A 22,821-nucleotide genomic window follows, 5' to 3' on the forward strand; every position below is an offset into this window, starting at 1 on the left:
GCCCTTCCTTCGAAGGTGTGGCCGGGAGGACCCGGTGTATCCGGGCGGCGTATACAGCGCTGTATCCGTGAGGCCACACAGTAGAAGGGAGTTGTTGCGCGGGAATATCTTCCGGTCACGGTTTCGTGACGCAGATTTCGCGTGTGTTACGAAGTGCGCACACATAGCCGCTCCGGCCTTTGCTATCCGCTACGGCAAACAACCGCAGCGGATGGCAAAGACGGTAGCGACTACCTCCGGGCGCGGGTGACGGCGCGATCGAAACGGGCGCGGACGACGTCGAACCGGAACAGTTCCGGCCACGTCCAGCGGATCACCTCGAAGCCGAGATCACGCAACGCGTCCTCGCGCCGCTTCTCTCGTCGGACCGCCTCGATACCGCCCTCGTCGTACTTGCTCATGCCGTCGAACTCGCCGACGACGCCCTCCTCCCAGTAGAAATCGGCTCGGCCCACGAAGAGGCCACCAGTGGTTCTGATCTCCTTCTGCAGGATCGGCGAGGGCATGCCGAACTCCTGCATGCGCACGCGGCTGAGCGACTCGCCAGGACTTTCACTGCGACCGTCGACGAATGTTGCCAACCGCCGTGCCGCGGCGATGCCCGTACGAGGGCCCGACTCGGCGAGGCAACGGGCGAGAGCTTCCGTGAACCCCGGCTGACGGGCCGCGGCGGAGTCACCCGCGATCACCGCTTCGTCGAAGTCGAGCGTGCAGGCGAGGTCGACGACCGTCCGGGCCATCGACGTGCAGGAAACTCCGTCCACCTCCGAGCGGTCGTCGGTGGGGAGTGGCGCGACGTGCAGGTGGCGACTTGCGGTCCTGCGTCCACCACCACACCTGTCGCGGCTGACGTGCACCCGCGTGAGGTCCGGCTTCCACAGGGCGAGTCCGTGCAGGACGGCGGCGGACTCGTGGCTGGTCACGGTGTCGGCGGACAGGCGTGCACCGACGGACCGGACGCGCATGCGGTAACGGTCGAGGTCGTCGAGGGATGTGTCGGCGATGTACACCCCGGGTTCGAGTCGTTCGAGTTCACCGTTGCGCAGGGCTCGGCGGATCTCGGTGTCGCTGAGGCCGGTCGTCAGGGCGTCGGCGCGCAGGATGGGCTGCATGGCGACCACCGTGCCCCACGTCCGCCGCCGAAAAGCCGCGGACGACACGGATTCCGATCGATCTGTGGATGAGGCGGCGCCCTGTGGACAACGCGTTCGCTACATCTTTCGTCATCCGCTACAGCAATTGCGGTAGCGGATGGCAAAACCTGTAGCGGATGGGTCAGGACGCTTCGAGGACCGAGCCCATGACGCGCTCGACTGCGATCTCGATGACGACGCGGCGGGGGTTCGGGCGGGGCTCGCGGTAGCGAGCGGCGTAGCGACGCTCACCTTCGCGGACGTCGGCCGGCTCGCGCGTCACGCGGGCCGGGCCCTCGAGGGTGAGCCAGCGGCCGCCGTCGACCTGACTGACGACGGCGTAACCGCCGCGCTCCACGTTGAGCGTCTTCTGCGAGCCCTCGAAGGTGATGACCCGTGCGAGGCCGGCCTCTCCGTCCCACGTGAACCCGACGGCGACGACGTGCGGCGAGCCGTCCTTACGGAGGGTCGTGAGCGTCGCGAGGTGGTACTCGGAGAGGAACTCGAGCGCCTTCGGACCTATCGCGTCGGGGGTGCGTGCCATGCGACGAGCCTACCGACGCTCAGCGCACCAGATACGGCGAGACCGAGGAGCGGTGCTCGTTGATGTCGATCTCCTTGCCCAGGGGCGGGAACGCGCGCTGAGGGCAGTTCATCCGCTCGCACACGCGACAACCGGAGCCGATCGGTGTGCCGGGGTTGGAGTCGTCGAGGTCGAGACCGTCGGCGTAGACGAGACGATGCGCGTGCCGCAGTTCGCACCCGAGCCCGATCGCGAAGGTCTTCGACGGCTGGCCGTACCGCGCGGCGCGACGCTCCACGGTGCGCGCGACCCACAGATAGCGGCGACCGTCAGGCATCTGCGCGATCTGCGTCATGATCTTGCCGGGATAGGCGAAGGTCTCGTAGACGTTCCACAACGGGCACGTGCCACCGCTCGTGGAGAAGTGGAAACCGGTGGCGGACTGCCGCTTCGACATGTTCCCTGCGCGGTCGACGCGAACGAACGAGAACGGGACGCCCCGCAGTTTCGGGCGTTGCAGGGTCGAGAGCCGGTGCGCAATCGTCTCGTAGCTGACGCCGTAGAAGGCCGACAGGCGCTCGATGTCGTACCGGAAGTCCTCGGCGATCTCGTGGAACTGCGTGTACGGCAGGATCAACGCGGCTGCCCAGTAATTGGCGAGCCCGAGGCGGGCCAGTGCTCGCGAGGGGTCGCTGGTGAACGAGCCCTCCGCGACGAGACGGTCGATGAGCTCTCCGCACTCCAGATACGCGAGTTCGAGGGCCAGCTTGAACACCTGCTGGCCGCCGGACAGTTGCGGCGCGACCTCGAGGACGCGGGTCTCGGGGTCGTAGCGGTGCAGGATGTTCTCGCCGAGGTCGATGCGCTTGACGATCTGCACGTCGTGGGCCGTGGTCAGGCGTCGGGCGATCTCGCCGCCGACATCGCCGCGGTGGAATCGGATGCGGTTGGCCAGTTCCTCGGCGGCGGTGTCGAGATCGTGCAGGTAGTTCTGCCGCTGGTAGAAGTAGTCGCGCACCTCTTCGTGCGGCATGGTGATCGCGCCGCTGCCGCTTCCGTCGCTGTACCGCTCCTCGGTGGCAACGGCGAGCTGGGCGGTGGTGTTACGGAAGCGCCGGTGCAGGTTGACCATCGCCCGCGCGAGGGTGGGGTGGGCGGCGACCATCTCGGCGATCTCCTGAGCGTCGGCTTCGATGCCCATCTCCCGGTCGAGTGCGACCTCGCGCATCTCGGCGATCAGGCGCGTGTCGTCCTGCGAGGAGAAGAAGGTGGCGTCCACCCCGAAGACCTCGCTGATGCGGAGCAGGACGGGCACGGTCAGAGGCCGGACGTCGTGCTCGATCTGATTGAGATAGCTCGCGGAGATCTCGAGGGTCTTGGCGAGCGCCGCTTGGCTGAGTCCTCGCTCGGTGCGTAGCTGCCGCAGCCGGGCGCCTACATAGGTCTTGGCCATTCGCCCAGGGTAGAACTGCCTGGCAGCCTTCGCAAGGTGACGTTCGCAGCGTGTTAATCGACGGTGTCCGGTGACGTTTCGAGGCCGAACCACGAACCGGGTGCGAACGCCTCGAACCGGATCGACGCCGGGGCGACACCGGAGGCGACGAGGTCGGTGCGGATCGCGCGCATGAACGGGATCGGACCGCACACGTAGGTGCGGGCGTCACCCGGAATCATCAAGCCGGACAGGGGAGTTCGTCCGCCGCTGCGGATCTCGTCGTATTCGGTGTAGCGCACGTGGAGTCGGGCGTTCGGCAACGAGTCGACCAGGGTCCGGATCTCGGTCCGGTGCGGTTGCTCGTAGGGGGTGCGGTCGAGATGGACGACGTCGACGCTCCGGCCGTCCTGGCGGGACTGCAGGTCGCGCAGCGCGGCGATGGTCATCGTCACGCCCACCCCCGCGGAGACGAGAAGCAGCGGTTCGCTGCCCGGGTCGACCACCACGCTGCCGAAGGGTGGTGACACGAGGAGGTGGTCGCCGACCCGCACACCGTCGCACAGCATCGGGGAGACGAGTCCGCCCGGAATCCGCTTGACGGTGACCGCCCACTCGCCGCTCGCCCGGCCTGGGAACACCGTGTACTGGCGGATCTGCTCGGTCCCGTCGGGGAGCGCGACCCGCACCGAGATGTACTGCCCGGGAAGGAAGACCGGCAGTGGTCCACCGTCGACGGAGCGGAGGTGGAGGGTGGCCGCGTGCGCACCGTCGTATTCGTGTGCGGTGACGAACACCCGACGCCAGATGTCGCCGGGTGCGACACCGGCCTGCCGGTACAGCTTCGTCTCCTGCTCGACCAGGGAATTCGCCATCATCGTGTACACCTCGTGCCAGGCCACGGCGACCTGCGGGGTGGCGGCCGCGCCGAGCACCTCGGCTATCGCGGCGAAGAGGTGGGTCCGCACGATCTCGTAGTGCGCGGACCGCACCCCGAGGGAGGCGTGTTTGGCGGCGATCCGCTCCATGATCGGGTCGATGTCGGTCGGCGCGTGGGTGACGAGAAGCGACGCGAAAGCGGCGATCGAGTCGGCGAGTGCCCGTTGCTGGGCGCCGTTGGCCTGGTTGGTGCGGTTGAAGGTGTCCCGCAGGGACGGGACGGCCCGGAAGAGCCGGTTGTAGAAGACACGTGAGATCGTGCCGATCTCGGCGCCGACCACCGGCAGGGTCGCTTGGACGATCGACCGCGACGTACTCGAGAGAATGTCGACTCCTCGTGTTCGGGGGCTGTTCGGCCGGGGCGCGGACGGACGAAGCAGTACGACATGCCGGCCCCGATCCGGCCGGAGACATGTTACGGGTGGGAGTCGAGGGGTCAATGGGGCTCACAGTGGACGATCGCCCCTGTGTGAAGGCAGTCACAGACGGATGTCCGATCCGTCCGCCGATGGGTGATTCGGCGGGGCGATGCGTCCCGGCATCCACGCGAGGGTCGGAGCGGTAAAACCCGAGGTAGTTCCTACTCGCCGGTAATAAACCTGTGCCCGATTCGGGTAGTTGGACCGACCATCGATTAGCAATATTTGCAATGCCTGCCACGAAAATAGCCGAGATTGGCATTAGCAACAGGTAGACGGGGTTTTTGCGCTGTGTCATTGTCGTTCTTGTACATCCGAACGGCACGCAAAGGATGTGAAGTCGTACAAGCGTACTGCTTCATCCCGAGCGGGGCAGATCTAGAGAGTGGAGATTTGATGTCGACCACCGGCACCCCGAGGACTGCAGAAGAGATCCAGAAGGATTGGGACACCAATCCGCGCTGGAAGGGGGTCACCCGCAACTACACCGCCGAGCAGGTCGCCAAGCTGCAGGGCACCGTCGTCGAGGAAGCCACCCTCGCCCGCCGCGGTTCCGAGATCCTGTGGGATCTCGTCAACAACGAGGACTACATCAACTCGCTCGGTGCCCTCACCGGTAACCAGGCGGTCCAGCAGGTCCGCGCAGGCCTGAAGGCCATCTACCTTTCCGGGTGGCAGGTCGCCGGCGACGCCAACCTGTCCGGCCACACCTACCCGGACCAGTCGCTGTACCCGGCGAACTCGGTTCCGCAGGTCGTTCGCCGCATCAACAACGCACTGCTGCGCGCCGACGAGATCGCCAAGGTCGAGGGCGACACCTCCGTCGAGAACTGGCTCGCCCCGATCGTCGCCGACGGTGAGGCCGGCTTCGGTGGCGCCCTCAACGTCTACGAGCTGCAGAAGGCCATGATCGCGGCCGGCGTCGCCGGTTCGCACTGGGAGGACCAGCTCGCGTCGGAGAAGAAGTGCGGCCACCTCGGTGGCAAGGTGCTCATCCCCACCCAGCAGCACATCCGCACCCTGACCTCGGCTCGCCTCGCGGCCGACGTCGCCGACGTCCCCACGGTCGTCATCGCCCGTACCGACGCCGAGGCCGCGACCCTCATCACCTCCGATGTGGACGAGCGCGACCGCGAGTTCCTCGACGGCACCCGCACCGCCGAGGGCTTCTTCGGCGTCAAGAACGGCATCGAGCCCTGCATCGCCCGTGCGAAGGCATACGCTCCGTACTCCGATCTCATCTGGATGGAGACCGGCGTGCCGGACCTCGAGGTCGCGAAGAAGTTCGCCGAGGCCGTTCGCAGCGAGTTCCCGGACCAGCTGCTCGCCTACAACTGCTCGCCGTCCTTCAACTGGAAGGCTCACCTGGACGACGCGACCATCGCGAAGTTCCAGAAGGAGCTCGGCGCGATGGGCTTCAAGTTCCAGTTCATCACCCTCGCCGGCTTCCACTCGCTCAACTACGGCATGTTCGACCTGGCCCACGGCTACGCCCGTGAGGGCATGACGGCCTTCGTCGACCTGCAGGAGCGCGAGTTCAAGGCGGCCAAGGAGCGCGGCTTCACCGCCATCAAGCACCAGCGTGAGGTCGGTGCCGGCTACTTCGACAGCATCGCCACCACCGTCGATCCCAACACCTCCACGGCTGCCCTGAAGGGCTCCACCGAGGAAGGCCAGTTCCACTAGGAACAAGCGCCACCCCGAGGTCCACCACCCCGCGGCGGGATCCACAGGTCCCCATGTCCCGCCGCGGGGTGCGTGCGTATCCGGCGCATGTCGATCTACGGCCTCGGCCACGACCCCCACAACGAGAAGGAGCTGACGTGACCAGCGAAAAGATTCAGCGCGTCGGCGTGATCGGCGCCGGCATCATGGGCGCAGGTATCGCCGAGGTGTGCGCACGCGCTCATGTCGACGTACTGGTGTTCGAGCAGACCCGCGAACTTGCGGCTGCCGGACGCGCCCGCATCCTCCGGTCGCTCGACCGGGGTGTGAGCAGCGGGAAGATCACCGAACGAGAGCGTGAGCAGGCCGCATGGCGTCTGCGCTTCACCTCCGATCTCGGTGACTTCGCCGATCGGCAGCTCGTCGTGGAGGCCGTCGTCGAGGACGAGAAGGTCAAGAGCGAGATCTTCGCCGAGCTCGACAAGATCGTCACCGATCCCAACGCGGTGCTCGCCTCGAACACCTCGTCGATCCCGATCATGAAGCTCGGTATCGCGACCCGTGCTCCCGAGCGTGTCATCGGTATGCACTTCTTCAACCCGGTGCCGGTGCTCCCGCTCGTCGAGCTCGTCACCACCCTGAAGACCGGATCCACCGTCTCCAAGCGCGCCGAGGCCTTCGCGGCCGACGTGCTGGGCAAGCAGGTCGTGCGGTCCTCCGATCGCGCAGGATTCATCGCCAACGCCTTGCTGGTGCCGTACCTGCTCTCGGCGATCCGGATGGTCGAGTCCGGTTTCGCCACCAAGGAGGACATCGACAAGACGATGGTCCTGGGCTGTGCCCACCCGATGGGTCCGCTCGCCCTGACCGACCTCGTCGGTCTGGACACCGTCAAGTCGATCGCCGACTCCATGTACGAGGAGTTCAAGGAGCCCCTGTACTCGGCACCGCCGCTGTTGCAGCGCATGGTCGAGGCGGGACTCGTCGGTAAGAAGTCGGGCGCCGGCTTCTACGAGTACGCCGACAACGGCCGCACGGTCAAGAAGGCCGGCTAGCCAGGTAGCACCACCGCACACGGCGCCCGTGCCCGGCGACAGTGTTCCGCACACTGGTCATCGGTGCACGGGCGCGGTGTGCATGAGGGAAAGGTCGACGCCGACATGGCAACTCCTGCCGACGGATACGGATCGAGCATCCTCGGGTACCCGCGTATCGGACCCCGCCGGGAGCTCAAGTTCGCCCTCGAGGCCTACTGGCACGGGGAAAGCACTCGCGACGAGCTCGTCGCGGTCGCGCGCGAGCTCCAGGAGAACACCTGGCGCGAGCTCGCCGCCACGGGTCTGACCCAGGTACCCGGCAACACGTTCTCCTACTACGACCACGTCCTGGACAACGCCCTGTTGTTCGGGGCGCTCCCCGAGCGGTTCCGCCCGCTGGTCGACGAACTCGACCCGCTCGATCTGTACTTCACGCTGTGCCGTGGACGTGAGGACTTCCCGCCGCTCGAGCTGGTGCGCTGGTTCGGAAGCAATTACCACTACCGCCAGCCCGAACTCGACGACAAGACCGTCTTCGAGTTGAATTCGGCGGCCCTGCTCGACGAGTTCGAGCGCGCGAAGGCCGAGGGTGTCGAACTGCGGCCCGTGGTGCTCGGTCCGGTCTCGCTGCTGCTGCTGTCGAAGGTCACACCGACTTCGACGACGGACGGCTTCCGCGCCCTCGACCTGCTCGACGCGCTGCTCCCCGAGTACGAGAAGCTCTTCGAGCAGCTCGCCCGGGCCGGCGCGACCTGCGTGCAGCTCGACGAGCCGTCCTTCACCGAGGACCGCAGCGAAGAGGAGCTCGCAGCTCTCGCGCGTGCCTACGACGTGCTCTCGCACGCTCCGCTGCGGCCGCGCCTGCTCGTCACCGGTCCGTACGGGCATCTCGGTGAGGCGCTGCCGATCCTGGCCGCGTCGAAGGTCGAGGCCATCGGCCTGGACCTGGTCAACGGACGCATCGGGGCGGACGAGTTGGCCGCCGTGCCCGGCCTGAAGCGCAAGCGCATCTACGCCGGTGTCGTCGACGGCCGCAACGTGTGGAAGGCCGACCGTCACCGCACACTCGAATACCTGAAGTCGATTGCCGCGGTCGCACCGGATCTCGTCGTGTCGACCTCGTGCTCGCTGCTGCACGTGCCCTACGACCTGCTCGTCGAGTACGACATCCCCGGCGACGTCGCCGATCGTCTCGCGTTCGCGAAGCAGAAGGTGGGGGAGGTGGTCTCCCTCGCCAAGGCGCTCACGACCGGAGCCGAGGAGCGTTGGCGCAAGCCGCCCGTGTCGGTGCACTTCAAGCAGAAGCACACCGTGCGTGCGCGTCTCAACGCGGTCACGCCCGCCCATCGGGTGCGCGCGCCGTACGAGGAGCGTCAGGTCGCGCAGCGCAAGCGCCTCGATCTGCCGCCGGTGCCGGCGACGACCCTCGGGTCGTTCCCGCAGACCGCGGAGATCCGCAGGGCGCGAGCAGAACTCGGTCGTGGCCGCATGTCGTACGACGAGTACGTCAAGCGGATCCAGGAGGAGATCGAGTCCACCATCCGTCTGCAGGAGGACATCGGTCTCGACGTCTTCGTCCACGGCGAGCACGAACGCAACGACATGGTGCAGTACTTCGCCGAACTGATGGAGGGCTTCGCCACCACGCACTTCGGCTGGGTGCAGGCCTACGGTTCGCGGTGCACGCGTCCGCCGATCCTGTACGGCGACATCGTGCGTCCGAAGCCGATGACGGTCGAGTGGATCGCGTTCGCGCAGTCGCTGACCGACAAGCCGGTCAAGGGCATGCTCACCGGCCCGGTGACGATGCTGGCGCGCTCGTACGTGCGTCAGGATCAACCGCTCCACGAGACGGCCGATCAGCTCGCGCTGGCCATCCGCGACGAGATCGCCGATCTCGAGCGGGCGGGCATCGCGATCATCCAGGTCGACGAACCGGCCATCCGTGAACTGCTGCCGCTGCGGCAGGACGGACGCGCCGAGTACCTCGACTGGGCGGTCGACGCCTTCCGTCTCGCGACCGGGGGTGCGAAGCCGGAGACGCAGATCCACACGCACCTGACCTACTCGGGTCAGGCGTCGGTGGTCGACGCGATAGAGCGACTCGACGCCGACGTCACGGCGATCGTGGCGACGCGCTCGATCCGCTGGGTGCTCGAGGCGATCAAGGACCGCGCACTGTCCCACGGTGTCGGCCCCGGCGTCTACGAGTCGCGGTCCGCGCGGATCCCGGACATCGACGAACTGGACGAGCTGCTCACCGAAGCGGCCGAATCGGTGGAACTCGACCGGTTGTGGGCCAACCCGGACGGCGGTCTCAAGACCCGTCACTACTGGCAGCTCGAGCCGTCGCTGCGCAATCTCGTCGCGGCAGCTCGTCGACTGCGCCGGCGGGCCGAACAGCAGGCCGGATAGAAGTACTCACCGGAAGACACGCACCCGCGGGGCTCCCGCGGGTGCGTGTCTTCGTGAGGGGGAGTAATTGTGGAGAGATGACGCCCTCATCCACCACGACCACCGTCGCCGCCTACGCTGCCACCGCGCCCGATTCGCACCTGTCGAAGACCACCGTCGAACGACGTGCCCTCGGCCCGCTCGACGTGCTCATCGCCATCGAGTTCGCCGGCATCTGTCATTCGGACATCCACACCGCGCGGAACGAATGGGGCGGAACCAAGTACCCGATCGTGCCCGGGCACGAGATCGTCGGCACCGTCGCTGCGGTCGGTTCCGAGGTCACTCGCCACGCCGTCGGGGACCGGGTGGGCGTGGGCTGTTTCGTGAACTCGTGCGGCGAATGTGATCCCTGCCGAACGGGTTTCGAACAGCACTGCACCAATCGCGCCACGGGAACGTACAACTCCGTCGACCGCGACGGCACCGTCACCCAGGGCGGCTACTCGACGCACATCGTCGTCACCGAACACTTCGTCCTGAAGATCCCGGACGGGCTCGACCCGGCCGCCGCAGCACCGCTGCTGTGCGCGGGGATCACCCTGTACTCGCCGTTGAAGCGGTGGAACGCGGGTCCGGGGAGCAAGGTCGCGATCATCGGGATGGGCGGCCTCGGGCACGTCGGTGTGAAGATTGCGGCGGCGATGGGTGCGGAGGTGACCGTGCTCGGTCACTCGCTCTCGAAGAGGGACGACGGCCTACGGTTCGGTGCCGTCGACTACCGCTCCACCGAGGACCCGGAGACGTTCTCCGAGCTCCGCGGCAAGTTCGACCTGATCCTCAACACCGTCTCGGTCAACCTCGACCTCGACCGTTACCTGTCGTTGTTGCGGCTGCACGGCACCTTCGTCGGCCTCGGGCTGCCGGAGAAGCCACTGTCGGTGCGGGCCTTCTCCCTGGCGATGAACGACCGTGCGATGGCCGGATCGAATGTCGGCGGCATTCCCGATACGCAGGCGATGCTCGACTTCTGCGCCGAACACGGCATCGGTGCGGAGATCGAACTGATCTCGGCGGACCGGATCAACGAGGCGTACGACCGCGTCGTCGCCAGCGACGTGCGCTATCGCTTCGTGATCGACGCCTCGACGTTCTGAACGACGTTCCGAACGAGAGTCGGCGTCCCGGGCACAGCCCGGGACGCCGACCCCGTCAGAAATTGTCGCCGAGTTGCTCACGCAGCTGGGCGAGGGTCTTCGTCAGCAGACGTGACACATGCATCTGCGAGACACCCACCCGCTCGGCGATCTGCGTCTGCGTCATATTGCCGAAGAAGCGCAGCAGGACGACCGTGCGCTCCCGGGCCGGAAGGGCCTCGAGCAGTGGTCGCAGCGCCTCGTGGTTCTCGACCTCGTCGAGCGCGGCGTCGTAGTCGCCCAGGGTGTCGGCGAGGGTGAGTCCGTCGTCGCCGGACGGGGACGAACGATCGACCGACACCGTCTGATAGGCGTTGCCGGCCACGAGACCCTGCAGCACCTCCTCCTGGTCGATGCCGAGTTCCTCGGCGAGTTCGGATGCGGTGGGCGCACGGCCGAGCTGCTGGGAGAGCTCGGATGTGGCCTTGCTCAGAGACAGATGCAGTTCCTTCATCCGCCTGGGCACACGAACGGCCCAACCGGCGTCACGGAAGTGCCGACGCACCTCGCCCATGATCGTGGGGACCGCGAAAGAGACGAAATCCGAACCTCGTTCGGGGTCGAATCTGTCGACCGCGTTGACCAGGCCCAGACGCGCGACCTGCAAGAGGTCCTCGAACGCCTCACCGCGGCCGTCGAAACGACGGGCGATGTGCTCGGCGAGCGGAAGGCACCGTGCGACCACTTCGTCGCGAATGCGGATACGGCCCGGATCGTCCTCGTCGAGCGCGAGGAGTGTTCTGAGGGTTTCGGTGACGTCGGCGTATTCGTCGCTCGATCTACCGTTGTTGCGCGTCACCGATCGGCGCTGCCTTCGGCGATGGACATGTCGATCGTGGCGCGCGAGTCGTTGCTGATCACCGAGATGGACTCGGTCAACGAGTTGAGCACGTGCCATCCGAAGGATCGCGGCTGTCCGATCGCGGAGGGGTCCTTCGTCGGTGCCGACAGACTGATGTGCAGCAGCGGGAGGGCCGCCCGGAAGGAGCACGCCAGGATCGCGTCCTCGGGAGCGCCCATGATCAGCCGCGTGGCCGCTTCGTCGACGGCGAGCTTCACATCGGCCACGGTGTCGAGGTCGAAGTCGTGCTGCAGCGCGATCGCGGCGGCTACAGCGCGGAGCACTGCGAGCTGATCGGGATGGGCTTCTACTCGCAGTTCGACTACCGGGGGATTGTGGTCGCGTGCCGATTCGATCGACGCGGATTTTGCCATGAGCCTGATGTCTCCAGTACGGGAGTTGGGGTACGGGCGGTCGTGTCTGTCTGGTCGTCGGAGAGATTACCCAGATGCCGCGAATCCAATCCATCCGCCGTGACCTGCGCGGGGTGCGCGACTCGCCCGATATGCCCGATCGACCTGTTGAGTGCCGACGGTTGGTGGACTACTGTCGGGGGAAGAAGGTTGAGCACACAGCCGAGAACGCGGAAGCGCCACCCGTAGCGGGAGGGTTCCGATCGATCGCCGGTTGTGCCTGTCTCGTCGGTCGCGCTTCCTGAAATTTTCGATGTTGGGAAGTGCTATGACAGTTCCTCAGCGAATTGCCGCACAGGTAGATTCCGTCCCATCCGCATGGTCGGCTAGGCCGATCAGGTCCGATATCCCCGCAGAGCGGGTCGTCGGGGCGGAATTCAGTGCCCAGAGGATCGAGCCGGATCTGGTCTGGGTCGGCGTGCGAGGCGAGATCGACATCCGTAACGCACACGCTCTGCACGCATTCACGCACCGACAGCTCGAAGAGTCGATCCGCATGGTGGTGGACCTCGCGGCTGTGGAGTTCTTCGGTGCGGCCGGGTTGTCGGTCTTCGAGGATCTCGACGAACGTGCTCGTGCTCTGAACGTCCGCTGGGTTCTCCTGAGCGGGCGACCCGTGGAACGGCTTCTCCGGATTGCCGATGCGAACCTCGCGGCCAAGGCCTGCACGACACGCGAAGCAGCGATCGCTGCGGTCGCTCCTGTGACGTAAGAGGTCGGGAGAGTCGACCACACGGCGTGGCCTGCAATCCGCCACGCCTCTCCATACCGTTGCCGTTCGGGACACCCGGGCGGCAACGGTTCTGTTCTGGGCCGGCCCGTCCCGTGCCGTCCGGCTCGACCTGCCCGTTTCGTCGCTTCGGCCCCGGGGAACCCGCTGGTGAACCTGAGGAGGTCGAGATGAGCACGAACGACTGGATTCTGCTGGTGATAGCGGTGGTCGTCGCGTTGGTGCTGCTGGCGGTGGTGGTGTGGACGCTCCGCAACCGACGTGCCGAGCGTCGGCGCGCCGAAGCCGAGCGGCTGCGTCGCAGTGTCGAGGAGAACAAGCCGGGAGTCGAGCAACGAGCCGCGTCGGCCGAACGTACCGAAGCGGAAGCCCGTCGCGCCGCGGCGGAAGCCGAAGCGAAGGCGGCCGAGGCGGAGCGGCTGCGTGCCCGATCCGAGGAAGAGCGACAAACAGCCGACGCCGCACGGGCCGAACTCGACGAACGTCGTCGCCGGGCAGAAGAGCTGGATCCCCGTTCGGCGAACCGTGCCGAGGCCGCCGACCACCGCGCGGAATCGACTCCGCGCACGGTCGGTTCGTCGGACCAGGTCCCGAATGCTGCGCCCACGGGTGAGGGTCGCATCGACGACGCCGGCCGGGCAGGTGCCCACCGGAACGATCAGGACTACCGTCGCTGATCGTTCCGGCGTCCCTATCGGACGCTACTGCACACCGGTCCGTGCGGTCCGGTGTGCAGTGCGCCGGACCGGCACGCACCGCTCGTAGGCGCGAAGGGTGTCCTCGGCCACGCGATCCCAGGTGTATCGGGCCAGTACGCGATCGCGTCCTGCGATCCCGAAGGTGGCGCGGGTCGTCGCATCGGCGAGGAGTCGGCGCGCGGCTGCAGCGACGGCCTCGGGGGAGTGGGTGGGCACGAGGATGCCCGTGGCGTCGTCGAGAACCGTGTCGAGCATTCCTCCCGAGGCCGACGCGATCACCGGGCGACCACATGCCATCGCCTGCAGGGCGAGCATCCCGGACGGGTCGTGCCAGGGGGTGGATACCACGGCATCGGCGGAGCGGAGCAGTGCGGGCATCTCGTCCCGACCGACGTCGCGCCGGATGTGAACGCGTCCGTGCACTCCGCGCGCACGCGCGAGTTTCGTGAGACGGGACTTCTCCTGCTCGTCGGATCGGCGCGACACGTAGGCGGGAGCCGGATGAGCGGCGATGACCAGTTCGGTATCGGGAAGGCCTGCCAGAGCCTCGATGGCGGTGTCGAATCCGGAACCCGGTTCGAGAGGGCCGGCTGTGACGAGACGATGCCGGCGGGTCCGGGTGGTGTCGGGAGCCACGGCAGTGCCGTAGTGTGCGGCGTCCACTCCGCTCGGGACCACCGTGGTGCGCGTGCGGGGAAGTCCCATGCGTGCCAGTTCGAAGACTTCGTCCGAGCTCGTCGCGATCATGCGTGTCGCACCTCGGGCGATGAGTCGCTCCAAGCGGATTCGGTCGCGTGAGGGTGTATCCGTCGAGGTCTTCTCGCGGATCCGTTGCTCGACCGTGCCCAGCGAGTGGAACGTCTGGACCGTGGGAATGCCCAGTGACCGGGTGGCGAGCTGGGTGGCCAGACCCGACAGCCAGTAGTGAGCGTGTGTGATGTCCGGTGGTCGGACGCGCCATTCCCGATCCAGGAAGGTGCCGAATTCACCCATGGCAGAAGCCGTTTCATCGGGATGCAGCGGGGACGGCGGCCCTGCCGGTACCTGCACCACCTGGTATCCGCCGGGGGCGGAGATCCGGTCGGGGCCGGTGCGGTCCTCGCGGCGTGTGTACACCACGACCTCGTGTCCGGCCCGGGTGAGGGCGGAGGACAACTCGGTCAGGTGGACATGCAGTCCTCCAGGAGGTGCGCTCGCGTGCGCACCGTGACCGAGCAGGGGATTCACTTGTCCGGCAACCATCGCGATCTTCACCACAGCGGTATTCCCGTGGGGGAAGAGGGATAAACCCGTCACGGTGGGTCGGTACGAACCGAAATATGCTGTTGTCCAGCGAATTCGTTTTCGTCGGGGTCGTGGTCTCCGGCGTTCGGAACGGTGGTCAGATGACGGCGCGGACGGAGATGGTGGCGTAGACGACCATCAGGACGAGCAGTGCCCATCCCGCGCCCTGCCAGATCGGCCAGCGTCCTCCGCGCTTCCAGGTGCGGTAGGCCGTCAGCAGCGCGCCGAGTCCGCCGAGCAGCAGGACGAGTGCGGGTCCGAAGACCAGGATCTGGCGGGCGGGATCCGTGCAGACCGCGAAGGCCGCGTCGGTGCAGTCCTGTCCGGAATTCGTACCCCAGAGGATGGCAGCACCCATCAGCGCGAGTGCCACCACGATCACGCCGACGGCGTAACCCGTCGCTTTACGTGCCGTGCGGGGGTCGTTCCAGCGTTTCTCCACGTCCTGGGTCATGATTCGGCTCTCCTCATGTCGAAGGGCGCGCGTGCGCGCAACCGGCCGGCGCAGCGCCCGGCGCGACTCGACCTTCGGGTACCCCGGACCGGGCCGCTCAATCGGTGTATGGAGCGATCATGCGGTATCTCCGGTCCGGGATTCACGCGGAACGCTCCGGAATCCGATCGTTGCGTCCGGTATGGCCGGATCGTGCTTCCGGGTGCGTTTGTTCGATTTCCGTCTCGGGTATCGCTACCGGGCCGGACGGTCCGGCGTGTGAGACGGATCGAGGTGAGATCGTGCGATTGTTGAGTCTCGTGGTCCTGGTCTGGTTGATCATCGGTGCGGTGGCGGCCGGTCAGCGCGGCTACTTCAGCGACTCGGACCAGAACTGCAGCAGTCTCGCGACGGTGGCGGTCACGGTCGTGGCCGGGCCACTCAACTATGCGGGCGTCAACCCCGAGGTCGAGTGCGAGGTGCCGCAGCCGAGTCAGTAGGCCTGCAACTCTGTCTCGGGCCCGGCGGGTCTGTGTGGTTTCCTCTCCGGTGCGTACCGGAGAGGAAACCACATATCAACTGCCGGAGACGCCGACGCGGGCACCCGAGGCGGCCTTCAGATCCTCGAGAAAAGTGCGCGACCATCGGGCGACGTCGTGCTCCATGACGTGCGCGTGCATGGTCTTCATGCGCCGTGTACGTTCGGCGGGATCCTCCTCGATCGCCTCCACGATCGCGCGCTTGACCCCTTCGAGGTCGTGCGGGTTGACGAGGAGAGCGCGGCGTAGTTCCGCTGCTGCCCCGGCAAATTCGCTGAGCACCAGCGAACCGCTACCGTCGCCGTGACACGCGATGAACTCTTTCGCGACGAGATTCATGCCGTCACGCAGGGGAGTGACCAGCATGACGTCGGCGCCGGTGTACATCGCGAGCAACTCGTCGCGGTCGACCGAGGAGTGGAGATAATGGACCACCGGCGATCCGAGACGTGCGAACTCGCCGTTGATCCGGCCCACTTCGCGCTCCACCTGGTCACGGAGTTGCGCGTACGCCGTCAACCGTTCACGACTCGGCGTGGCCAATTGCACCATCACGACCTTCTCGGGGTCGAGGGTGCCTTCGGCGAAGAGTTCGTGCAGAGCCGTGAGGCGGACGTCGATCCCCTTGGTGTAGTCGAGTCGGTCGACGCCGAGCAGCATGACCTCCGGATCGCCCAGATCCCTGCGGATCTCGGCAGCACGGTCGCGGATGGCCTTCTCACGCGAGCGATCCCGGAGTTGAGCGGAATCGATGGAGATCGGGTAAGCGCCGACACGAACCTTCCGGTCGCCGAGATCGATGGTCCCGCCGGACGAGGTTCCGCGCGGTGCCGGGAGACCGAAGAGCCGGTTCGCGAGATAGATGAAGTTCTGTGCCCCGCCGGGAAGGTGGAAGCCGACGAGATCGGCACCGAGCAACCCGTCGACGATCGCCGTACGCCACGGCAACTGCAGGAAGAGCTCGGTCGGCGGGAAGGGGATGTGGAGGAAGAATCCGATGGTGAGGTCGGGCCGGAGATCGCGCAGCATCCTGGGGACGAGCTGGAGCTGGTAGTCGTGCACCCATACCGTCGCCCCGGGGGCCGCAGCTCGGGCCGCGGCTTCCGCGAACCGCTTGTTGACGTCGCGATACGTGCGCCACCAGTGGCGATCGAAAGTCGGTGGGATGAGAGCGTCGTGGTAGAGCGGCCACAGGGTGTCGTTCGAGAAGCCCTCGTAGTACTCCTCCACCTCCTGCGCGGACAACTGGACCGGATACAGCGAGAGCCCGTCCTCTTCGAAGGGATCGAGCGCCACATCGGGGGTGCCGGGCCATCCGACCCAGGCGCCGCCGCTGGAACGAAGAACCGTTTCCATCGCGGTCACCAGACCTCCGGGGCTGCGTCGCCACACCGGTGGGCTGCCGTCGGCCGGCGTCTCCAGATCCACCGGCAAGCGATTGGCTACAACGACGAAATCGTCGGAGTTCGGCTCGTTCATAATCCCGCCTTCGTGCAATTGCCTCACGGCGAACCAACCCACATGTTCGAAATCGATTACTTCTTGCTATCAAGGTGGGTTGGGTAGCGCAAACCGCGAGAGCCGCTGTGATCCTTCGAACAGCAGGTTTTCGAGATGTCAGCTCTCACTCGCCACGGGTGCCGCCGAGTTGTCGAACATCTCGTCGATGCGCCTCTTGATCTCGGCGGTGCTGAACCGCACACCCTGGGGGAGGGCTGCGGAGGAAGAGGTGGTGACGCCGGAAACAGGGCTCTGCTCGAGCATCGTCGAGGTCCTTTCGGAAGGCAGGTGGGGACGACTGCGACCTCGGTGGTCGCAGCCCGGCAAATCGGAAGAGGGTTCAGCCCGCGCGGTGCGAGGCGAAGAGATCGATGAGGGCCCCGCAGAAGGCAGGCAGGTCGCCAGGATTGCGGCTCGACACGAGGTTGCGATCGACGACCACCTCCTGATCGACGACGTTTCCGCCGGCGTTGCGGATGTCGGTCCGAACGCTCGGATACGACGTGAGGGTGCGGTCGCGCACCACATCGGCCTCGACGAGCGTCCACGGTCCGTGGCAGATCACGCCGACGGGACGCCCGGACGTCACGAATTCCCGCACGAAGGAGACGGCCTTCTCGTCCTGGCGCAGGTGGTCGGGATTGGTGGTCCCGCCGGGAAGGACCAGACCGTCGAAGTCCTCGGGGGACACCTCGGACACGAGGCGATCGACGGTGTACTTCCCTGCAGCGTGGACGTCCTTCTCCATGGCCTGGATCTCGCCCTGCTCGATCGAGACGAGCCGGACGGTGGCGCCCTCGTTCTCGAGAGCCCGGCGCGGCTCGACGAGCTCGACCTCCTCGACCCCGTTCGTCGCGAGAATTGCGACGGTCAGTCCGGACAGTCGTGCCCCATCGGCGGAATTCATGGTCGTGTGGTCCTTTCTCGGCTGCTGTCAGATCTACCCGGCTCGCCGGGGAGTGAAACGCGGAGGCTTTCACCCGTGGTTTCACCCTCGGCGTCACCTGGGGGAGAGGTCGCTGGTCGCCGGACCCTCCAGCCGGCCGCCGTCGGCGGCGAACCGGGAGCCGTGCAGCGGGCAGTCCCATGACGACTCTGCGTCGTTCCACCGCAGGATTCCGCCGAGGTGCGGGCAGACCGCGCTCACGCGGTGGGTCCGGCCGTCGACCGTCGAGATCCCGACGGGCCGCCCGCAGCTGCGCACCACCCGGCCCTGTCCTTCCCCGGGTTCCGATCCCGAGGACGTCACGGCCTGCCACCAGCCCTTCGCCATGTGCAGCGCGACGGTGGCGTTGAGACGTGCGGCCGTGGGAGCTCCGGTCACCAGTTCGGTGCGCCAGGACGCCATCGCGTGGGCCCACCCCTCGACCTCGGGATCGGGCGACTCCGAGAACCGCGACGCGATGATGTGGGCCGCCGCGACGCCGCCGGTCATTCCCCACTTGCCGAAGCCGGTCGCCACCCAGATCCGGTCGGCGCCGGGCAGGATCGGCCCGACCTCGGGGAGGCTGTCCATGTTCGTGTAGTCCTGCGCCGACCAGCGGTACAGCTCGCGGGCTCCGGGGAACGTCCGCTGGCTCCACCGCAGCAGGTCGTCGTAGGCGGCGCGGGCCGAATCGTGCCGGCCCACCACGTGCCCGTTCCCGCCGACGAGCAGCAGGCGATCCGCCGACGCGGACGTGCCCGCCGCCGAAGCGGTGCGGAGCGACCTGGTGGGACTGTCGGCGGACAGGAACATTCCCTCCGGGGGGCCGCCGGGTACCTCGACCGCGATGGAGTACGAGCGGTCGGGTTCGACGCGGGCGAAGAACGCGCCGCGGTCGAGGATGGGGATGCCGGTCGCGAGTACGACGCGATCGGCGCGGACGTCGCCGTCGTCGGTCCGGACGATGCATCCCGCGTCGTCGGTGTCCACGGTCTTCACGCGACGCCCGACGAACACCTCGGCACCGGCGGTGCGTGCCCGGTCGACCGCCGTGAACAGGATGGGCATGGGGTCGACCTGGACCTGCTCGGGGATCATGACCGCGGCGGCCACATCGAAGGGGAGCGGGATCTCGCCGACCCGTTCTGCCGGCAGGCCCGCGGCGCGACAGTGGTGGTACTCCGCGTCGATCATGCTCACGTTCGACGGGTCCTGCGCGTAGGTGTAGGCGTCCGCGCGGTCGAAGTCGAGTCCGTGCTGCGTGCAGAAGTCGACGACCCACCGTTGCGCCGCGAGAGTGCCGTCCACATATCCCTGACGGATCGCATCCGAATGTCTGCGGCCGATCTGCGACAGGCGCGTGCCTTGCAGGACGCTCACCTTGCCGGTGGTGTTTCCGGTGGTCACGGCCCCGATGTCCCGGGCCTCGGCGACCGCGACGCGCAGTCCGCGCTCCGCGAGGAGCAGGGCTGTCACGGTACCCGTGATCCCGGCGCCGACGACCACGACGTCGTAGCGCTCCCGGCGGGCCGTCCAGTCGTCGTATGTCGCGGTCCGCGGGGCGCGATCCCGCCACAGGGACACCGTGGTCTCGGTTGGCATACGTGCTGGTTACCTCTCCACCCGGGCCGGTAAACGGGCCCGGTCGGAGTGCGGATCGTCCGTCGTTCCGGGTTCGCCGTCCGGGTCGGGTGTTTCGATCCCGGACAACTGTGGGTAAACCGCAGTACCACGCTGCGTAAGGCGAAAGAAATCAACGAGTTTCGTGGGGTGATCCACAGGAGGTTCCAGTGCTGTCTTCGGAGATCGACGATGCCGGTGAGTGTGGAGGCGTCAGCCGCACCCATCGCGGAGGTAGCGTGCGCTCGCGGGTCGTGCGGGGTGCGGTGCGCGCACTCGCGAAGCCGGTCGTCGGGGCGTGGATGGCCCGGCCGGAGCTCGCATGGCCTCTGTCGGTCGTCGACGGCGCTGCGTCGTTGCTTCCCAAGCCCTCCGGAGCGCAGTACGTGAACGTCGACCTGGGTACGTGTAGTGCGGAGTGGATTCGGGCGGAGGGACGGTCGACCAAGCGCGCGGTGCTGTATCTGCACGGTGGCGCTTTTCTCATGTGCGGCCTGAACACCCACCGCTCGCTCGCAGTGAGCCTGTCGGATCGCGCGGACGGTGCGGTTCTCAGCGTCGACTACCGGATGCTGCCGAACGCTCCCATCGCGCACGCGGTGGACGATGCGGTACGCGGTTACGAGTGGTTGTGCGAGAAGGGCTACCGGGGAGAGGACATCGTCATCGCAGGGGACTCCGCCGGTGGCTATCTGGCGTTCATGACGGCCCTGGCGATCGCGGAATCCGATCTGCCCCGCCCGGCGGGGATCGTCGCACTCTCCCCGCTCATCGATCTCGATTCGGATCGGCGCGCCGAACACGACATGCGGGCGGCCTGCCCCATGTTCCCGGGATCGGCCGTGCAGTCGCTCGTACGGTACATCGAGGGCACCCACACCCGGCTGACCGTCGACGGAGAACCCGGACCGCTGATGTGCCCACTGGACAACGACCTCAGTGTGCTTCCGCCGGTGATGATCCACGCCGGTCACGACGAATTGCTGCGCAGCGACGCCGAATCCATGGCCCGGGCCGTGCGGGAGGCCGGCGTGAACTGCGACCTGCATCTGTGGCGGCACCAGGTGCACGCGTTCCCGATCTTCGCCGACAGTCTTCCCGAGAGTCGGCGCGCGATCGCCGAGGCCGGTAGTTTCGTGCGGTCGGTGACGGAATCGGCCGGTCGCGCGGAGAAGTCCGTGGTGACGCCGATCTCCGGTTTCGTGTCGAATTCCGCGGTGGCCTGATATCTTTCGTGGTCCGATCGCTCGGTCACGGCATCCGTGACCGAGCGATCCGGACCTACGGCTGTGAACTGTCCGAGTGGGCGAACTCCAGGGCACCGAGGTCGGCCTCCGCCGCCTCGAAGGGCATCGTCAGCACGGTGGCGGTCGCCCACCCCTGGCACACGAGAACGGCGTCGCTGTCGTGGGATTCGTCGAGTTCGACCGCCCGGAAGGTGACGGGCACGGCACGTGAGATGTCGCCGTCGTTCTCGACCTCCCCGATCTCTGCCTGGACGGCACCGAATTCGGCGAGCGGAGCACTGCGCAGTCCGCGGAGTTCGTAGACCGGGATGTCGGGGATGTTGACGTTCAGTACCGCGCCCGGACGGCCGTGCTCGATCGCCCATTCGAGAGCCCGGCGTGCCACCAGTTCGGCCGTCTCCCATTGGGACGGAGCAGTTCCGTTGAGGGACAACGCGACCGCCCGGGCTCCGTGGCTCGCCGCGGTGAGGGCCGCGCCCACGGTGCCCGAGTGCAGGATGGCGTGACCGGTGTTGGGGCCCAAGTTGATCCCGGACAACACGATGTCGGGTGCGGTCCCGAACGCGCCGTACGAGGCGAGGAAGGTGATCAGCGCCGGAGAGGCTTCCACCGCATAGGATTCCACGTCGGGCAGGCCGTCGAGTGGGCGGCGGCTCAACAGGAGTTTTCCTTCGTCCTGGAGAGCGGTCAACGATGCACTGGCACCGCTGCGCTCGACGTGGGGCGCCGCCACCTGCACATCGAATCCCGCGTCGACGGCGATGCGGGCGAGCAACGCGAGACCGGGGCTGTCGATGCCGTCGTCGTTGACGATCAGTGCTCTCATGAACGCTTCCCCTTCAACTTCCTGACCTGTACTTTCTCGGCCATCTTCTCGACTGCGGAACGATGCCCCGTCGCCAGGCCACGACGGGTGACGTTGACCGCACCCGCGGCAGCGCCGAGACGCAGCGCGTCCTCGAACGTCGCACCCGCGGCATAGGCCGACGCGATGCCTGCGGTCATCGAATCGCCGGCGCCGTGATGATCCACCGTCTGCACCGAGGGGGCCTCCACCTCCCAGAGGTTCCCGTCGTCCAGTGCGATCGCCGGGTCGCCGGCCCGGGAGATGACCACCGAGGCGGCACCCTCGTCGTGGAGTTGGTGCATGGCCTCGATGAGATCGTCGAGCGCGTCGGACTCGGCACGACCGTCCTCGATGAGATCCTCGTGGCTCACCTTCAGCACGGTCACCCCGCCTTCGAGGGCAGCGCCGAGGGTAGGGCCGGACAGGTCGGCCACGACCGGTATGCCCAGCGCCCCCAGATCGGAGCACAGCCGTGCGTACACCTCCGTGGGCACGGCTTCGTCGCAGTGCGGCCCACCCAGCATCGCGACCTTCGCACACATCGCGGACGCGAGTGACGCGCTGAACAGGTCGTCGGTCTCATGCCGGGTGAGTGCCGGCGGGGCGATCTCCACGATCTCCCTGCGTTCGCCTTCGCGACGGTCGTGGATGTAGGAACCGTTGGCCGACGCGGTCTCCACCGGATGCACCGTCAGGCCTTCCCGATTGATCATGTCCACGAGGATCGAACCCGATTCACCACCGAAGGGCCCGCACAGATGCACGTCCATTCCCAGAGTCGCGGCCATGCGCCCGATCCAGAAGCCCTGACCCCCCGGGTGGACGTGCAGCTCGGTGCTTCCGTCCGGTGCTTTCTCGAGCGTCACCGTGAGCAGGGGGGAAGGGGCGAAGACGAAGGCGTACGGGTTCGCGGACGGGTTCTCGGTTTCCATGCCGGTCCGTATACCCCCTCCGAACAGCTATGACACCCGATCTCGTGTGACATCTGCGGTGGCGGGGTATGCGT

General features: G+C 67.0%; 22 protein-coding genes. 8 read left to right on the plus strand and 14 right to left on the minus strand.

Features of this window, described 5'->3' with window-relative positions; translation table 11 throughout:
* Nucleotides 1–230 precede the first annotated feature (230 nt).
* The 4 genes from GON09_RS23340 to GON09_RS23355 form a co-directional block, all read right to left on the minus strand.
* The gene (locus tag GON09_RS23340; protein ID WP_213933976.1) at nucleotides 231–1,112 is read right to left on the minus strand and encodes a type IV toxin-antitoxin system AbiEi family antitoxin domain-containing protein; all 882 of its coding nucleotides are present in this window, start codon (nucleotides 1,110–1,112) and stop codon (nucleotides 231–233) included.
* 163 nt (nucleotides 1,113–1,275) lie between these two features.
* Nucleotides 1,276–1,677: a PPOX class F420-dependent oxidoreductase gene (locus GON09_RS23345; RefSeq protein WP_213933977.1), complete on the minus strand. Its 402-nt coding sequence runs from the start codon at nucleotides 1,675–1,677 to the stop codon at nucleotides 1,276–1,278.
* Between the two features lie 19 nt (nucleotides 1,678–1,696).
* Entirely contained in the window at nucleotides 1,697–3,109 is a 1,413-nt protein-coding gene (gene ramB / locus GON09_RS23350; protein ID WP_213933979.1) for an acetate metabolism transcriptional regulator RamB, read from the minus strand.
* A 53-nt stretch (nucleotides 3,110–3,162) separates the two neighbouring features.
* Nucleotides 3,163–4,308, minus strand: coding sequence for a globin domain-containing protein (locus GON09_RS23355; protein WP_307854477.1), 1,146 nt, complete (start codon nucleotides 4,306–4,308; stop codon nucleotides 3,163–3,165).
* A gap of 534 nt (nucleotides 4,309–4,842) precedes the next feature.
* On the opposite strand from GON09_RS23355, the gene aceA reads away from it, so the two are divergent.
* From aceA to GON09_RS23375, 4 genes are all read left to right on the plus strand, one after another.
* Nucleotides 4,843–6,132 (plus strand): isocitrate lyase, encoded by a 1,290-nt coding sequence (gene aceA / locus GON09_RS23360; RefSeq protein ID WP_016931981.1) that lies wholly within the window; start codon nucleotides 4,843–4,845, stop codon nucleotides 6,130–6,132.
* Nucleotides 6,133–6,269: 137 nt separating this feature from the next.
* Nucleotides 6,270–7,166, plus strand: coding sequence for a 3-hydroxybutyryl-CoA dehydrogenase (locus GON09_RS23365; RefSeq protein WP_213933980.1), 897 nt, complete (start codon nucleotides 6,270–6,272; stop codon nucleotides 7,164–7,166).
* Nucleotides 7,167–7,271: 105 nt separating this feature from the next.
* Nucleotides 7,272–9,563, plus strand: coding sequence for a 5-methyltetrahydropteroyltriglutamate--homocysteine S-methyltransferase (metE, locus tag GON09_RS23370; RefSeq protein WP_213933981.1), 2,292 nt, complete (start codon nucleotides 7,272–7,274; stop codon nucleotides 9,561–9,563).
* Between the two features lie 77 nt (nucleotides 9,564–9,640).
* Nucleotides 9,641–10,699, plus strand: coding sequence for an NAD(P)-dependent alcohol dehydrogenase (locus GON09_RS23375; protein ID WP_244865622.1), 1,059 nt, complete (start codon nucleotides 9,641–9,643; stop codon nucleotides 10,697–10,699).
* A 55-nt stretch (nucleotides 10,700–10,754) separates the two neighbouring features.
* On the opposite strand, the gene GON09_RS23380 is transcribed toward GON09_RS23375, so the two are convergent.
* Both GON09_RS23380 and GON09_RS23385 read right to left on the minus strand, forming a co-directional pair.
* On the minus strand, nucleotides 10,755–11,537 hold the full coding sequence (locus GON09_RS23380; RefSeq protein WP_213933982.1) for a SigB/SigF/SigG family RNA polymerase sigma factor: 783 nt from the start codon (nucleotides 11,535–11,537) through the stop codon (nucleotides 10,755–10,757).
* Nucleotides 11,534–11,953 carry an ATP-binding protein gene (locus GON09_RS23385; RefSeq protein ID WP_213933983.1) on the minus strand — a complete coding sequence of 140 codons (420 nt, stop codon included), beginning with the start codon at nucleotides 11,951–11,953 and terminating at the stop codon, nucleotides 11,534–11,536. Before GON09_RS23385 ends, GON09_RS23380 begins: the two co-directional genes overlap by 4 nt.
* A gap of 307 nt (nucleotides 11,954–12,260) precedes the next feature.
* On the opposite strand from GON09_RS23385, the gene GON09_RS28795 reads away from it, so the two are divergent.
* On the plus strand, nucleotides 12,261–12,704 hold the full coding sequence (locus GON09_RS28795; RefSeq protein ID WP_213933984.1) for an STAS domain-containing protein: 444 nt from the start codon (nucleotides 12,261–12,263) through the stop codon (nucleotides 12,702–12,704).
* A 188-nt stretch (nucleotides 12,705–12,892) separates the two neighbouring features.
* Nucleotides 12,893–13,399, plus strand: coding sequence for a hypothetical protein (locus GON09_RS23395; RefSeq protein ID WP_213933986.1), 507 nt, complete (start codon nucleotides 12,893–12,895; stop codon nucleotides 13,397–13,399).
* A 24-nt stretch (nucleotides 13,400–13,423) separates the two neighbouring features.
* Here GON09_RS23395 and GON09_RS23400 read toward each other — a convergent pair whose 3' ends face one another.
* Together GON09_RS23400 and GON09_RS23405 are read right to left on the minus strand one after the other, a co-directional pair.
* On the minus strand, nucleotides 13,424–14,677 hold the full coding sequence (locus tag GON09_RS23400; RefSeq protein ID WP_213934613.1) for a glycosyltransferase: 1,254 nt from the start codon (nucleotides 14,675–14,677) through the stop codon (nucleotides 13,424–13,426).
* Nucleotides 14,678–14,801: 124 nt separating this feature from the next.
* Complete coding sequence (locus GON09_RS23405; protein ID WP_213933987.1) at nucleotides 14,802–15,158, minus strand: hypothetical protein; 357 nt, start codon at nucleotides 15,156–15,158, stop codon at nucleotides 14,802–14,804.
* A gap of 278 nt (nucleotides 15,159–15,436) precedes the next feature.
* Between GON09_RS23405 and GON09_RS23410 the strand changes: the two genes are divergently transcribed.
* Nucleotides 15,437–15,637, plus strand: coding sequence for a hypothetical protein (locus GON09_RS23410; RefSeq protein ID WP_060650863.1), 201 nt, complete (start codon nucleotides 15,437–15,439; stop codon nucleotides 15,635–15,637).
* 75 nt (nucleotides 15,638–15,712) lie between these two features.
* Here GON09_RS23410 and GON09_RS23415 read toward each other — a convergent pair whose 3' ends face one another.
* From GON09_RS23415 to GON09_RS23430, 4 genes are all read right to left on the minus strand, one after another.
* Nucleotides 15,713–17,155, minus strand: coding sequence for an alpha,alpha-trehalose-phosphate synthase (UDP-forming) (locus GON09_RS23415; protein ID WP_213933988.1), 1,443 nt, complete (start codon nucleotides 17,153–17,155; stop codon nucleotides 15,713–15,715).
* A 138-nt stretch (nucleotides 17,156–17,293) separates the two neighbouring features.
* Nucleotides 17,294–17,440 carry a hypothetical protein gene (locus GON09_RS23420; protein ID WP_213933989.1) on the minus strand — a complete coding sequence of 49 codons (147 nt, stop codon included), beginning with the start codon at nucleotides 17,438–17,440 and terminating at the stop codon, nucleotides 17,294–17,296.
* A gap of 76 nt (nucleotides 17,441–17,516) precedes the next feature.
* On the minus strand, nucleotides 17,517–18,083 hold the full coding sequence (locus tag GON09_RS23425) for a type 1 glutamine amidotransferase domain-containing protein (protein WP_213933990.1): 567 nt from the start codon (nucleotides 18,081–18,083) through the stop codon (nucleotides 17,517–17,519).
* Between the two features lie 93 nt (nucleotides 18,084–18,176).
* Nucleotides 18,177–19,703 (minus strand): FAD-dependent oxidoreductase, encoded by a 1,527-nt coding sequence (locus tag GON09_RS23430; RefSeq protein ID WP_213933991.1) that lies wholly within the window; start codon nucleotides 19,701–19,703, stop codon nucleotides 18,177–18,179.
* Nucleotides 19,704–19,891: 188 nt separating this feature from the next.
* Here GON09_RS23430 and GON09_RS23435 point away from each other — a divergent pair, with 188 nt between their 5' ends.
* Nucleotides 19,892–20,947 (plus strand): alpha/beta hydrolase, encoded by a 1,056-nt coding sequence (locus GON09_RS23435; RefSeq protein ID WP_213933992.1) that lies wholly within the window; start codon nucleotides 19,892–19,894, stop codon nucleotides 20,945–20,947.
* Between the two features lie 55 nt (nucleotides 20,948–21,002).
* On the opposite strand, the gene surE is transcribed toward GON09_RS23435, so the two are convergent.
* Together surE and GON09_RS23445 are read right to left on the minus strand one after the other, a co-directional pair.
* Complete coding sequence (gene surE / locus GON09_RS23440) at nucleotides 21,003–21,794, minus strand: 5'/3'-nucleotidase SurE (protein WP_213933993.1); 792 nt, start codon at nucleotides 21,792–21,794, stop codon at nucleotides 21,003–21,005.
* On the minus strand, nucleotides 21,791–22,747 hold the full coding sequence (locus GON09_RS23445; protein WP_213933995.1) for a 1-phosphofructokinase family hexose kinase: 957 nt from the start codon (nucleotides 22,745–22,747) through the stop codon (nucleotides 21,791–21,793). Before GON09_RS23445 ends, surE begins: the two co-directional genes overlap by 4 nt.
* Between the last annotated feature and the right edge of the window lie 74 nt (nucleotides 22,748–22,821).

The sequence above is a fragment of the Rhodococcus sp. B50 genome, from assembly GCF_013602415.1.
In the GTDB taxonomy this organism is placed as follows: domain Bacteria; phylum Actinomycetota; class Actinomycetes; order Mycobacteriales; family Mycobacteriaceae; genus Rhodococcus.